Source organism: Vibrio sp. 10N.286.49.B3 (genome assembly GCF_002873395.1).
GTDB lineage: Bacteria > Pseudomonadota > Gammaproteobacteria > Enterobacterales > Vibrionaceae > Vibrio.
In genome coordinates this window covers 76,969-88,707 of sequence record NZ_MCUV01000035.1, presented here as the reverse complement: position 1 = coordinate 88,707, position 11,739 = coordinate 76,969, and the positions used below count along the sequence as shown (strand labels likewise).

General features: G+C 40.7%; 16 protein-coding genes. 8 read left to right on the top strand and 8 right to left on the bottom strand.

The genetic code is table 11. The features are described from left to right. Nucleotides 1-8: 8 nt before the first annotated feature. Both arsC and BCU68_RS12625 read right to left on the bottom strand, forming a co-directional pair. Nucleotides 9-359, bottom strand: a complete 351-nt coding sequence (gene arsC, locus BCU68_RS12630) for an arsenate reductase (glutaredoxin) (protein WP_102565103.1) — start codon at nucleotides 357-359, stop codon at nucleotides 9-11. 41 nt (nucleotides 360-400) lie between these two features. Continuing rightward, nucleotides 401-1,858 (bottom strand): M48 family metallopeptidase, encoded by a 1,458-nt coding sequence (locus tag BCU68_RS12625; RefSeq protein WP_102565102.1) that lies wholly within the window; start codon nucleotides 1,856-1,858, stop codon nucleotides 401-403. A 226-nt stretch (nucleotides 1,859-2,084) separates the two neighbouring features. Between BCU68_RS12625 and BCU68_RS12620 the strand changes: the two genes are divergently transcribed. The 3 genes from BCU68_RS12620 to bcp are packed head-to-tail and all read left to right on the top strand — an operon-like array spanning nucleotide 2,085 to nucleotide 3,883. After that, on the top strand, nucleotides 2,085-2,303 hold the full coding sequence (locus BCU68_RS12620; RefSeq protein ID WP_102565322.1) for a sulfurtransferase TusA family protein: 219 nt from the start codon (nucleotides 2,085-2,087) through the stop codon (nucleotides 2,301-2,303). 13 nt (nucleotides 2,304-2,316) lie between these two features. After that, a complete protein-coding gene (locus tag BCU68_RS12615) occupies nucleotides 2,317-3,393 on the top strand; it encodes an AI-2E family transporter (RefSeq protein ID WP_102565101.1) in 1,077 nt (358 codons plus the stop codon). Nucleotides 3,394-3,418: 25 nt separating this feature from the next. Then, on the top strand, nucleotides 3,419-3,883 hold the full coding sequence (gene bcp, locus BCU68_RS12610; RefSeq protein WP_102565100.1) for a thioredoxin-dependent thiol peroxidase: 465 nt from the start codon (nucleotides 3,419-3,421) through the stop codon (nucleotides 3,881-3,883). A gap of 61 nt (nucleotides 3,884-3,944) precedes the next feature. On the opposite strand, the gene BCU68_RS12605 is transcribed toward bcp, so the two are convergent. After that, on the bottom strand, nucleotides 3,945-4,487 hold the full coding sequence (locus BCU68_RS12605; RefSeq protein ID WP_102565321.1) for an ACT domain-containing protein: 543 nt from the start codon (nucleotides 4,485-4,487) through the stop codon (nucleotides 3,945-3,947). 277 nt (nucleotides 4,488-4,764) lie between these two features. On the opposite strand from BCU68_RS12605, the gene dapA reads away from it, so the two are divergent. Both dapA and bamC read left to right on the top strand, forming a co-directional pair. Beyond that, the gene (gene dapA, locus BCU68_RS12600; RefSeq protein WP_102565099.1) at nucleotides 4,765-5,643 is read left to right on the top strand and encodes a 4-hydroxy-tetrahydrodipicolinate synthase; all 879 of its coding nucleotides are present in this window, start codon (nucleotides 4,765-4,767) and stop codon (nucleotides 5,641-5,643) included. Between the two features lie 53 nt (nucleotides 5,644-5,696). Continuing rightward, the gene (gene bamC, locus BCU68_RS12595) at nucleotides 5,697-6,713 is read left to right on the top strand and encodes an outer membrane protein assembly factor BamC (RefSeq protein ID WP_102565098.1); all 1,017 of its coding nucleotides are present in this window, start codon (nucleotides 5,697-5,699) and stop codon (nucleotides 6,711-6,713) included. A 60-nt stretch (nucleotides 6,714-6,773) separates the two neighbouring features. Here bamC and BCU68_RS12590 read toward each other — a convergent pair whose 3' ends face one another. From BCU68_RS12590 to BCU68_RS12575, 4 genes are read right to left on the bottom strand one after another with little or no spacing between them, the layout of a single operon-like run. Further along, nucleotides 6,774-6,959, bottom strand: coding sequence for a DUF2897 family protein (locus tag BCU68_RS12590; RefSeq protein ID WP_102565097.1), 186 nt, complete (start codon nucleotides 6,957-6,959; stop codon nucleotides 6,774-6,776). 8 nt (nucleotides 6,960-6,967) lie between these two features. Continuing rightward, nucleotides 6,968-7,642 carry a M15 family metallopeptidase gene (locus tag BCU68_RS12585; RefSeq protein WP_102565096.1) on the bottom strand — a complete coding sequence of 225 codons (675 nt, stop codon included), beginning with the start codon at nucleotides 7,640-7,642 and terminating at the stop codon, nucleotides 6,968-6,970. Nucleotides 7,643-7,649: 7 nt separating this feature from the next. Continuing rightward, on the bottom strand, nucleotides 7,650-8,789 hold the full coding sequence (gene dapE / locus BCU68_RS12580) for a succinyl-diaminopimelate desuccinylase (protein WP_102565095.1): 1,140 nt from the start codon (nucleotides 8,787-8,789) through the stop codon (nucleotides 7,650-7,652). 44 nt (nucleotides 8,790-8,833) lie between these two features. Continuing rightward, entirely contained in the window at nucleotides 8,834-9,184 is a 351-nt protein-coding gene (locus BCU68_RS12575) for an ArsC family reductase (protein WP_102565094.1), read from the bottom strand. A 223-nt stretch (nucleotides 9,185-9,407) separates the two neighbouring features. On the opposite strand from BCU68_RS12575, the gene BCU68_RS12570 reads away from it, so the two are divergent. Further along, nucleotides 9,408-9,689: a helix-turn-helix domain-containing protein gene (locus BCU68_RS12570; protein ID WP_102565093.1), complete on the top strand. Its 282-nt coding sequence runs from the start codon at nucleotides 9,408-9,410 to the stop codon at nucleotides 9,687-9,689. Between the two features lie 102 nt (nucleotides 9,690-9,791). Here BCU68_RS12570 and BCU68_RS12565 read toward each other — a convergent pair whose 3' ends face one another. Further along, nucleotides 9,792-10,133 (bottom strand): DUF2956 domain-containing protein, encoded by a 342-nt coding sequence (locus tag BCU68_RS12565; RefSeq protein WP_102565092.1) that lies wholly within the window; start codon nucleotides 10,131-10,133, stop codon nucleotides 9,792-9,794. Between the two features lie 90 nt (nucleotides 10,134-10,223). Between BCU68_RS12565 and BCU68_RS12560 the strand changes: the two genes are divergently transcribed. Both BCU68_RS12560 and BCU68_RS12555 read left to right on the top strand, forming a co-directional pair. Next, on the top strand, nucleotides 10,224-10,694 hold the full coding sequence (locus BCU68_RS12560) for a DUF2919 domain-containing protein (protein ID WP_102565091.1): 471 nt from the start codon (nucleotides 10,224-10,226) through the stop codon (nucleotides 10,692-10,694). 121 nt (nucleotides 10,695-10,815) lie between these two features. Next, nucleotides 10,816-11,718, top strand: coding sequence for a Dyp-type peroxidase (locus BCU68_RS12555; RefSeq protein ID WP_102565090.1), 903 nt, complete (start codon nucleotides 10,816-10,818; stop codon nucleotides 11,716-11,718). Nucleotides 11,719-11,739: the final 21 nt, after the last annotated feature.

The window sequence follows — 11,739 nt, the reverse complement described above, 5'->3', positions numbered from 1 at the left end:
TTTATAGCTTAGATAATCTCCAGCACTTGCTCTGGCGGGCGACCCACTTTAGCTTGGTTATTCGCCACAACAATAGGGCGTTCAAGTAGGGCTGAATTATTGGCGATAGCTGTAAATAATTGCGCTTCTGTTACCGTTGCTGCATCTAATTCTAACTCTTTATAAAGCGTATCTTTGATTCGCATCATCTCGCGAACTGACTCAAAGCCTAATTTTGAAAATAAATCTTTCAGTTCTAGCAAGCTTAAAGGTTGCTTTAGATAAAGATGAACTTCAGGCTTTACCCCATTTTCTTCGAGTAAAGCTAGGGTCTGACGGCTTTTTGAACACTTAGGGTTGTGATAAATAGTAACGGACATCATGTCTCCTTTTTATATCTGCTGACAAAAACGTATATTTATTATTGTAGTGCTAGGAAGCGATTTCTTTGCAGCATAAGCTGATCGATCCTAGCGTCATAACGTGCTTGTTTTAGGCTGCCGAGCTCTGCTATTTGACTCGCTTGAGTATAGTATTGAATCGCTTTGTTCCAATTGGCGCTCAGAGCAAGCAACTCTGCTCGAGCGGCGAGATCTTCATCACTGACACCTAAACGAATATTGGCTTGAGAGAGTAAATACCAACCATTGGTATCATTAGGGTTATCGTGAGTGTAGCGCTGTAGTATGCGTACCGCTTCTTCTATTTTCTCACCCTCGATTAAGCTATTGGCATAATTGATGGTTAATACGGAATTATGCGGTGCTCTCTTTAGTGCATCTTTTAGCAATTTAGTGGCGATCTCTGGTGTGCCTTGGGCGATATAAACATCCGAGATGGCATCTAAATAAAAATGGTTATAAGGGTCATTACTAACAAGGGTCTCTAAAATCCCTTGAGCTTTATCTAGCTGGTTAGTATCTAGATAAACTAGCGCTTTACCATATTCAAAGGAAGGTAAAATCGTTGTCGAGGCTCTTTTAGCAGTACGCTCAAACCAATCTAGTGCAGCTGCGCTATCGATACCGGTAAAACGGGCGACAATTTTTGCTCTTGCGAGATGGTAATCGATAGAAGGCATGATGCGCAGTGGTGGATAATGGCGTGCACGCTCACGACTGTCAGTAATACGGTCTTCTGGCAAAGGGTGAGTTAATAACATTGGAGGCGGCGTGCTGGCGTAACGATACTCATCGGCTAAACGGCTAAAAAATGTTGGCATAGCTTGAACATCAAAGCCTGATTTTGCCAAGGTATTTATACCAAATCGATCGGCTTCTTTTTCATTGCTGCGAGTGTAGTTTATCTGACCTTGCATTGAACCAGCCGTTGCCGCTGTAATTGCCGCAATCCCCGCTTCAGGTGAAGCAATCGCTAGGAGTAACCCTCCAACAAGTGCAGCTAGCGTTGCGGGTGATCGGCGTGCTTGAGATTCCATACTGCGAGCTAAGTGACGTTGCGTTACGTGAGCGATCTCATGAGCTACGACAGAGGCTAATTCACTTTCAGTACGGGCATGTAAAAAAAGACCTGAATGTAAGGCAACATAGCCACCAAAAAAAGCAAAGGCATTAATATTGCGATCTTGGATCATAAAAAAGGTAAAAGGGGTTTTAACATCATCAGCATTCGCCACTAATCGATGACCTAGAGTATCAATATACTCATTTAATACAGGGTCGCTGATGATAGGTGAGCTACTGCGGATCATTCGCATATAAGCATCACCATAAACTAGCTCTTGGTCAATAGTGAGCGTGGCACCAGCCGCTGTTCCAATATCTGGAAGATCAATTTGATTATTGGCGAAGCTTGGTAGTGGTATAGCGATTGATGTTGCTACACAAAGGGCAATCAGAGAGCGAGTGCGTTTAAACATAATAAATCAGTGATACTCCATGTTCTTCTGATTAGTAAGACAAACTAATAAACAGTTGGTTCGAGTTAATATTTATTTACAATCTAAGGTGTGATCTTACGACTTTTAATCTCTTGGTGTAATGAACGATAAAACTATGGCTTTAGTGAGTTATAAAACTATAGAAAAGCTGGCTCAGTAGTTAAAAAGCATTACAATGGATCATCACTTTTATATTGAGCTTAAAATGACGATAAAAGTTATTGATTTACGCCAAGAACGTTGTCCGATGGCTCTGCTGTTAGCAAAGCGTCATAGTGTACAGCTAGAACCTGGCGAGTGTCTTTATATTCATATCGTTGATGTTGTCTCAATGCAAGATATTATCACGTTTTTGCGCTCTAACTCTTTTCTAGTCGAGAGTCAAAAGCACTTAGATTTTTACGTACTCCATATTATTAAATAGGGATTTCAGTCATATGCTTGACATGATGAATAGTTGGTACAAACGACGTTTTTCAGATCCACATGCAGTCAGCTTAGTTGCCACATTATTTATTGGTTTTATTACCATTTACTTTTTTGGTCACCTAATTGCCCCTTTGCTAGTGGCTATAGTGCTTGCTTATTTACTCGAATGGCCTGTGTTGCAAATCCAGCGTCTAGGAGTGCCAAGGACGTTGGCAGTTATGTTGGTTATTATCGTTTTTCTCAGTTTGGCTTTTTTTGCTTTATTTGGATTAGTCCCTACGATATGGACTCAAGTCGGTAACCTTATCAACGATATACCTAATATGTATGCCGGCTTGCAAACATTCATGATATCAATTCCTGAGCGTTACCCTGAATTGGCTAACTTACAAATCGTTGAAACTCTCGCCTCTAATGCTAAAAATAAAGTGGTTGGTATGGGGGAGAGTGTCGTGAAAGGCTCGCTGGCTTCATTAGTCAGTCTGGCTACTTTAGGTGTTTATCTTATTTTAGTACCGATGCTTATCTTCTTTTTGTTAAAAGATAAAGAAGAGATGCTTGATATGGCAAGTGGTGTTTTGCCGAAAAACCGCCGACTTTCTACTCAGGTTTGGCGTGAAATGAATCAACAAATTTCAAACTATATTCGCGGTAAGGTACTGGAGATACTGATTGTCGGTTCAGTCAGTTATGCGACGTTTGCAATCTTTGACTTACGCTACTCTGCACTTCTTGCTGTAGCGGTTGGGCTTTCTGTTTTAATCCCTTACATTGGTGCTGCAGCGGTAACGGTCCCCATTGCTATTGTTGCGCTTTTTCAATGGGGATTGACTCCACAATTCTATTCACTATTAATTGCTTATGGGATTATCCAAGCGCTTGATGGTAATCTTTTAGTACCGATACTTTTTTCTGAAGCGGTTAATCTACACCCTGTAGCGATTATTGTTTCAGTGTTAGTCTTTGGTGGTTTATGGGGCTTCTGGGGCGTATTTTTTGCTATCCCTCTTGCGACACTAGTTAAAGCGGTATGGAATGCTTTGCCGAGCAGTGAATCGCTCGAAAAGTCAAAAGCTTGTGATTGATACATTGAATAAAAAGGATAATGTTATGTTAGAGATTGGCAGTCATGCACCGACGTTTACACGACTTGATCAAAATAGTGTAGAAGTGACATTAAGTGATTACTTAGGGAAAAAAGTTTTGTTGTATTTTTACCCACGAGCTTCAACACCCGGTTGTACCGTACAAGCATGCGCATTAAGAGACAGTAAAGCTGAGCTTGAAAAACTCAATGTGGTCGTGATGGGGGTAAGCCCTGATACGCCTAAAAAGCTAACAAATTTCACCAATAAACAAGAACTGAACTTTACGTTGCTGGCTGATGAAGAGCATAGCCTTTGCGAGTCTTACGGTGTTTGGCAACTGAAGAAGTTTATGGGACGTGAGAGCATGGGTGTGGTTAGAACGTCTTTTTTGATTGATGAAGAAGGCAAACTTGAGCATGTGTTTAACAAGTTCAAAACGAAGGACCACCATGAAGTGGTTCTTGATTATTTAACCGCTAAGTCATAATTCATCGATCAGCAACTCAATCAAATATCATGAGTTGCTAAGTAATTAAAGTGAGGCTGCTTTAGAGTGTGCTTGGCAGGCTCTTGAGTATCCCTTTAACGCCTAAATGACAGCAAAGTGCATCAAATTCATTGTGCAGTTGTTGCATGTCACAGTCACTTGAGGCCATTGCGGTTAAGTGAATATGAAATTGGTCGTGAGATTGTTGAATTTTTAATTTATCAATCGTCTGGGCACTGAGTGATGAAATACCAATTTTACGATCAGCGAAGAAGTGGCTAAATTTCTCCGTTAGCCCCACTTTATCATCCGATTCAACGATAACTTCAATCGTATAATGATGACTAAGAGACTCGTGCTTTGAAGTACGTTTCATCATAGTGATGAGTTCGTGCTCCTGCCCAAGTAAGGGTAATGTTGTTTCGACTCGGGTTATGCTATTGGTATTGCCAGATAACAGCATAATGATCGTGAATTCATTGCCGAAGATGGCGATACGACTGTCGACAATATTGCAGCCAGATTGAGTAACAAGGCGAATGATCTGGTTACCAATACCGGGTCTATCCGAACCTACAGCTGTGATTACTAGATGTTGAGTCATAATATCACTTAATTTATCCATAATTGATGTCTATCGTAGCACAGTTCATGCAATGAATAGGCGCTTGGTTATTGGTTTTTACAGTGATAATTGCTATTTTGGTTCAATGTATCTATGACTTGCATATCGCAGGGAATAGTTTTTATTATCAACAATTGACACAAACTTTAAGTGTGAAGAATAAGTGACTATCACTACAGGGTAAGTGGTGATATATCTTGTGTTCATTGAGTGCATTACAGTACCATGCAAGAAGAATTAAATTACGGAGATAGACATGTTTTCAGGAAGTATTGTTGCGTTGTTAACCCCATTTACATTAGATGGTGAAGTCGACTTTGATAGCTTGAAAAAGTTAGTTGAATATCATATTAAGTCAGGTACCGATGGTATTGTTGCGGTAGGTACGACGGGTGAATCTGCAACGCTAACGATTGAAGAGCATGTAAAAGTCGTTCATAAAGTGGTTGAATTTGCTGCTGGGCGTATCCCTGTAATTGCAGGCACAGGAGCGAATGCAACTCATGAGTCAGTGACGTTTAGTCGTTTGCTGAATAACTCAGGTATTGTCGCTTGTTTAAGTGTGACGCCATATTATAACAAACCAACGCAAGAAGGCTTATATCAGCATTACAAAGCCATTGCTGAAGTGAGTGATGTACCACAAATTCTATACAATGTTCCTGGTCGTACAGGTGTTGATCTATTGCCAGAAACCGTTGCTCGTTTAGCGAAAATTGATAATATCGTTGCGTTGAAAGATGCGACGGGTGATTTAAGCCGTGTTGCTATTCATCGTGAACTTTGTGGCGAAGATTTTATCTTACTAAGTGGTGATGATGGTACAGGTCTAGAGTTTGTTAAGCGTGGTGGTCAGGGCGTTATTTCTGTTACCAACAATATTGCTGCCGCTGATATGGCAACGATGTTCCGCCTAGCAAGTGAAGGGCAGTTCGAAGAAGCTGAAATTATTAACCAGCGTCTGATGACATTGCACAAAAATCTATTTATTGAGTCAAGCCCTATTCCTGTCAAGTGGGCAGCTCACAAATTAGGTTTAATTGCTCACGGTAATCTACGCCTTCCATTAACTGAGCTATCAGAGTCAGCGTGCCCGATTGTTGCTCAAGCAATAACTGAAGCGTGTATTGATTAGATCTATAATTTATAGTACCGGAAGATAATACTTTCGGTACGTTAGGAGTTGAAATGAAATTTTCTCATCAGCTAGTAGTTAGTTCGCTAGCTGTTTTTATGCTTGCAGCTTGTTCAGGGGATCCGTCACAGCGTCGTCAAGCAAAGGATGATTTTGAATATTTAAATACCCCAGAGTTTGAAGCTTGGAGCTTTCCACAAGGCGCAGAGCCAGAGCTTTATCCTAATTATGACATTCCTCAAGGTAACTTTGCTGGTGGTGTAGGCAAAACAGTCGATATTCGTCCTCCTCAACAGGTATTAGACTTGATTCCAGGTGCTCGTTCTGAAGTGAAAAATGGCGAAGTGACGCTATGGTTACTGCAAGAAAGTGAAGTTGATAGTGTTTGGCAAACGGCAATGGATATGTTGGAAAACATTGATGTCGGCTTGGTTGAGCAAAGCACAGACCATGTCGCAACAGATTGGGTGCTATGGAAAGCAGAGGATGAAGATGTCACGATTGGAAGTCGCTATGATATTTCACGTTTCAGCGCTAACAACCGTTATGGTTTTAAAATTAACTTAATTGATTGGCGAGAAGGTAGTGAAGTTAAAGAGGTTTCTTTTACCAATAAAGAACGCTATAACGCACTGATGACCAATCTTGTTACAGCAAAATACGATCAAAATTTACGTGATGAAGCAAGGTTACGTGCACAAGAGTTAGTTAAGCAGATCCCAATTAGCATGGGACGAGATCGTAGTGGTTTCCCTGTGATTATTGCTCGTACTCAATATGATCTATTGTGGCAACGCCTACCGGATTTATTGCCGAATATGGGCTTTACTATCGACGAGCGCAACCAATCACAAGGGACACTAAAAGCGACATATGCTACGCCTGATGATGAGTTTTGGGATTCAGTTGGTGTTAAACCAATGGACTTAGCGAGTGGGACTTACACCTTCCTATTTGGTGATCTGGGTAACCGCACATCAATTAATGTTACCGACTCAAACGGAAAGCCGGTTGAAGAAGCATTACTAAAATCAATGGTTCCGGTTTTATCCGCCGTGGTTGAACAGTAATAAACCATAGCGTTCAGTCATGAGTGACAGTATTGAAATAGGGAACCTTTAATTGGTTCCTTATTTTTTTTGTATCTTGTTTTGCTTATCTAGCGCAGTTAACTTTGCTAGGTCATCTTTTCTTTTATGAGGGGTCTTACCCTGACCAAAGTTCATATTTGCCGTGTATTTTAAAGCAGCAATATTACCCACAATGACACTGACGACGATAAAGCAAATAACCCATGGATTGGTGAGGAAAGCCATACAAACTCCTAAAGGGAAATATTAGTTACATAACGAGTATAGATGGTGTCTAAATGTTTTAATACAGTAGCCTGACCGATAAAAGATTTTTTCAGTAGCTGTTGATATAAAATGTCTAGGCTAAGTGCTTGCATACATTGAGTTGCTATCGCCTTATGACTGATATGCCAAGGTTCAATGGCAACACCACCACGGTCTTGGTCATAAGGAAAGTAGAAGCCAAAATCCGGTGCATTTTTTACTAGCCAGCGATAGAAAGTGTGCTGGTGACCAGATAAATACTCCCAAGGCTCCAGTTGCAATGATTGTCCACTTGGTAAATGGTTGGCAGCATAAAGGTCAAAATCGGTTCCCCAGTGATGACGACTCCCACCAGGCAAAGCCGACCAGCGTAAAATTGCCCACATTTTTTCTTCTGAGGATAATAAGTGGCTCTCTAAGGGCTGACTTTGGCTATCTAACAAACGGCTTTGACCTGAGAACTTCCGCTCCCAAATTATTTGTTGACGATCAAAATCACGAAAGCCACTGGCAATATAACATTCAAATCCAGCGAGATGAGCAGCTTCGATTAAACGGATTAAGTCAGTATGTACCTCACTATGAATATCAAACCACTTTTGTCCAATACGCAAAGGGGATAGATGCTGGTTATTTTGTCCAGTAAGCTGCTCAGGGGTCATGATGTTCCTATTGAGTAAGAAGTTCAACGAGTGTTTGTTGGTACATATCGGTTAATTTTTCTAGGTCATCAACATTAACGCACTCATTCACTTTATGGATAGTGGCATTGATAGGTCCGAGCTCGACGACTTGACCTTGCATACGGGCAATAAAGCGACCATCAGATGTACCACCTGTGGTTAATAAAGCGGGTTTTTGTTGGGTAACGCTAGAGACACCTTTCACCACAGCATCAAGCAAAGAGCCTTCAGCCGTTAAGAATGGGTCGCCATTGAATGTCCAATTCAGTTCGTAATTTAGCTGGTGTGAATCTAAAATTTTCGACACGCGCTGCATAATGCTTTCATTGTTTAGCTCAGTACTAAAACGCATATTGAACTGAACATTAAACTCTCCAGGGATCACGTTAGATGCACCAGTACCCGCACTCAAGTTTGGAATTTGGAAGCTTGTTGGTGGGAAGAAATCATTTCCTTCATCCCATACTGTTGTGGTGAGTTCATGGATAGCAAGCAGTGAGTGGTGAATAGGATTGCTCGCTAAATGTGGATACGCCACATGACCTTGAATCCCTTTAATACATAAATCACCGGTAATTGAGCCACGGCGACCATTTTTTACGATATCGCCAACAAACTCAGTACTTGATGGCTCACCGACAATACACATATCGATCATCTCATTGCGAGCCATCAGCGTTTCAACGACGCGAACCGTACCATTGATAAATGGACCTTCTTCATCGGATGTGATTAAGAAGCCAATTGAACCTTCATGATCAGGGTGTTGTGCAACAAAGCGTTCAACAGCAACAAGCATTGAAGCTAGCGAACCTTTCATGTCCGCGGCCCCTCGACCGTATAACACGCCATCAATAACAGTTGGCTCAAAAGGAGGGGTATGCCACTGCTCTACTGGTCCAGATGGTACTACATCAGTATGACCTGCAAACGTAAACAATGGTGCTTGAGTGCCGCGACGAGCCCAAAAGTTAGTCGTATCTTCAAATACCATTACTTCAACAGTAAATCCGATCGCTTCTAAACGACGAATCATCATTTCTTGGCATCCCGCGTCTTCTGGTGTCACTGATTGGCGGCGAATTAAATCTTTCGCTAACGCTAATACTGGGCTATCTGTTGCCATCCTTGAGTGTCCTTTATTTATATAAAATTGAAAAATAGATCAAACTATTGAGCGAAATAATCTTGGTATAGATCAGCTTTAAAACCAATGATGTAGCGATCATTAGAAAGCAGAATAGGGCGCTTTATCATTGCCGGTTGCTCGACGAGCAGTGCGATAGCCGTTGCTTCATCAAGGCTATCTTTTTGTTCTTGGCTTAGTTTACGGTAAGTGGTGCCGCGTTTATTAAGCACTTGCTCCCAACCTAATTGATGACAAAAGGTGCGCACCATCTCTTCACTGATACCCTGCTTACGATAATCATGAAATTCAAAGTCAATTTCATTATCTTGTAACCATTTTTTCGCTTTTTTTATCGTATCGCAATTTGGAATTCCGTACATGATGATAGGCATTTTACCTTCCTTTATTGAGTGATAATGATGACTCTTTTTTTTTTGATCATCTATCAATGAATCCTATCAGGAAGCTGGGCACAAACAAAATCAGAACGTAAATTAATTTTAATAGCTAAAAACGAGCATAAATCCTTGAGATAAAGCGACTTATTGATCCTCCTCAACATATCAAAGGCAAAAAAAGAAATAATGGATAAAGTTTATTTAAGGAGAGATATCAATGGAATTGAGTCCAGTTTTCGCCAGGCGTTTATATTTAGCTTTATTGGTCGAGAGTCTTGAGCGACCAAATGTGCCTAAACTAATTGAAAAAACGGGATGGCCACGTCGTACGATTCAAGATGTTTTGAAGGCTTTGCCAGGCATTGGTATTGAATTGATGTTTGTTCAAGATGGTCGTCGTCATAATGATGGTTATTACCAGTTATCTGATTGGGGACCATTTGATAGCCAATGGGTTATTGAACGAGAAGGTGATATTGCTATTAGCTTAGGTTTTTAGTTCTCTCATTTTTTATGCCCTCATCGCGTGGCGAAAGATCCTGAACACCCATTCAGATGTGATGAGAAAAATAGCAATGGACAGCGTTGCCCATTGCTAGCTCTAGTTCAAAGTAATATAAGCAACAAATCCTACCCAACTCGCGACTAACAAACCCCACGGTAAGTACGCTTTAGAAGGTGAACTCTCTGATGCAGTATAGTTGTGCTCATCAACATCGATTGACGGTTCTTTTTCACGCTGCTTGATATTCTTTTTACGTACCTTATCCGCTTGGCGCTGTTTCTCTTTATGTTGCTTTTTATATAGAGCAATCCCTTTTTCAATCCCTTGGGCAATAAGGCGAGTTTGCTCCTTAGTTTGACCTGGTTTTTGCGTAGCTTTCGCAACTTTCATCGCTTCTTGTTGACTCTCTATTGATGGAACTAATTTTGCAGATTTCATGGTGATTTTGTTACCGTACTCATTTTACAAAGGCTAGTAAAACAAGGTAAGTTAAAGCGCTAAAATAGACAATAACTAAAGTGATAAATTGTGCGTTACTCATTTGAACAGTATAACCAAGATGGTTTTTTGAAAATTCCATACCTTATATGGGCAGGATGGTTATTGCTTGCTAAGGCTTGGGTGGTATTTATCGTCGCTGGAGCGAGTCGAGATAGTGGCACACAGATCTTATCAATAGTGTATCCAGATCATAAGATGCTCTATTTAGGATTAATTATTGGTACACCGAGTTTACTTCTCATGTGGATCTCAGGGTTGCGTAACCCAGATCGAAAATGGATCAATCAAATTTGCAGTTGGGCACGTGGTATTACTTTAAGTTTAATTGCCTTAGAGGTTATGCAAACTTGTTATTTTATTTATCTAGATAACGGTGCCTTTCGTTGGTCCAATGCGCTGTCATTAGTGTTAATGTTGTGGTTTATTCTTTACCTAACCAATAGTCGCTTAGCGCAAGATTGTTTTAAAATCCCAGTAGAAGTATCAGCAAAATCATGACTATTTAAGTCTGTTAGATTTTATACATTTATCTAAACAGTTAATGAGATGAATGGGTATAATGTTTTTAATAGTAGATTTTCATTACAGTGAATAAAAACAGATAAAGGATTTATAAGTTATGTTCTCTCCTCAATCGGCGATTCTTCCAGAAGCAGGTCCTTTCGCCCTTTATACTCAAATTAAAGTAACAAAAAATGTTCAACAGGTATTAACAGAGTTACAGGTACTTCCTGAGCTGGTTAACTCGTTGAACGAGTCGCAACCTGAAGCCAACTTAACCTTATCCATCGCATTGACTAAATCATTTTGGGCACACTTAGCTCAACCTATGCCAAGCGAGTTGATCGACTTCCCTGAATTAGCTACCGGTGATGTTCGCGCCCCTGCTAGTGATGTTGATGTTTTAATCCACTGCCACTCGACACGTCATGATCTGCACTTTTATGTATTAAGAAAGTTATTAAGTGAACTCTCTGACTCAATTGAAGTCGTCGATGAAACTTACGGTTACCGATACCTTGATTCTCGTGATATGACGGACTTTATTGATGGTACAGAGAACCCGAAAGAGGTGCAGCGTCAAGAAGTTGCCCTTATCCCAGGTGGCGACTACGCAGGTGGTAGTTATGTGATGGTGCAGCGTTTCATACATGATTTACCGGCATGGAATCGACTTGGTGTTAAGGCTCAAGAGAAGGTTATTGGTAGAACAAAGCCTGACTCGATAGAGCTAGACGATGTACCAGCAGCATCGCATGTTGGACGTGTGGACTTAAAAGAAAATGGCAAAGGTCTGAAAATTGTTCGACATAGCTTACCGTATGGAAGTGCAAGCGGTGAACACGGGCTATTATTCATTGCTTACTGCCAAACTCTGCATAACTTTACTGCTATGTTGGAGAGTATGTATGGTATCAGTGATGGTAAAACCGATCAGATGCTGCGTTTTACTCATGCTGTAACAGGGGCGTACTTCTTTGCTCCATCAACCCAGTTATTAGCAGCGCTAAGTGTGAAGTAATTTATTTACACTTGCTCATTT

Excerpts from the sequence above, each read along its gene's own strand:
- dapA (WP_102565099.1), top strand. The coding sequence starts at position 4,765 with ATGTTTTCAGGAAGTATTGTTGCGTTGTTAACCCCATTTACATTAGAT.
- dapE (WP_102565095.1), bottom strand. The coding sequence starts at position 8,789 with ATGGCAACAGATAGCCCAGTATTAGCGTTAGCGAAAGATTTAATTCGC.
- BCU68_RS12615 (WP_102565101.1), top strand. The coding sequence starts at position 2,317 with ATGCTTGACATGATGAATAGTTGGTACAAACGACGTTTTTCAGATCCA.
- BCU68_RS12570 (WP_102565093.1), top strand. The coding sequence starts at position 9,408 with ATGGAATTGAGTCCAGTTTTCGCCAGGCGTTTATATTTAGCTTTATTG.
- bamC (WP_102565098.1), top strand. The coding sequence starts at position 5,697 with ATGAAATTTTCTCATCAGCTAGTAGTTAGTTCGCTAGCTGTTTTTATG.
- BCU68_RS12590 (WP_102565097.1), bottom strand. The coding sequence starts at position 6,959 with ATGGCTTTCCTCACCAATCCATGGGTTATTTGCTTTATCGTCGTCAGT.
- BCU68_RS12625 (WP_102565102.1), bottom strand. The coding sequence starts at position 1,858 with ATGTTTAAACGCACTCGCTCTCTGATTGCCCTTTGTGTAGCAACATCA.
- arsC (WP_102565103.1), bottom strand. The coding sequence starts at position 359 with ATGTCCGTTACTATTTATCACAACCCTAAGTGTTCAAAAAGCCGTCAG.
- BCU68_RS12555 (WP_102565090.1), top strand. The coding sequence starts at position 10,816 with ATGTTCTCTCCTCAATCGGCGATTCTTCCAGAAGCAGGTCCTTTCGCC.
- BCU68_RS12605 (WP_102565321.1), bottom strand. The coding sequence starts at position 4,487 with ATGACTCAACATCTAGTAATCACAGCTGTAGGTTCGGATAGACCCGGT.
- BCU68_RS12565 (WP_102565092.1), bottom strand. The coding sequence starts at position 10,133 with ATGAAATCTGCAAAATTAGTTCCATCAATAGAGAGTCAACAAGAAGCG.
- BCU68_RS12575 (WP_102565094.1), bottom strand. The coding sequence starts at position 9,184 with ATGCCTATCATCATGTACGGAATTCCAAATTGCGATACGATAAAAAAA.
- BCU68_RS12585 (WP_102565096.1), bottom strand. The coding sequence starts at position 7,642 with ATGACCCCTGAGCAGCTTACTGGACAAAATAACCAGCATCTATCCCCT.
- BCU68_RS12620 (WP_102565322.1), top strand. The coding sequence starts at position 2,085 with ATGACGATAAAAGTTATTGATTTACGCCAAGAACGTTGTCCGATGGCT.
- bcp (WP_102565100.1), top strand. The coding sequence starts at position 3,419 with ATGTTAGAGATTGGCAGTCATGCACCGACGTTTACACGACTTGATCAA.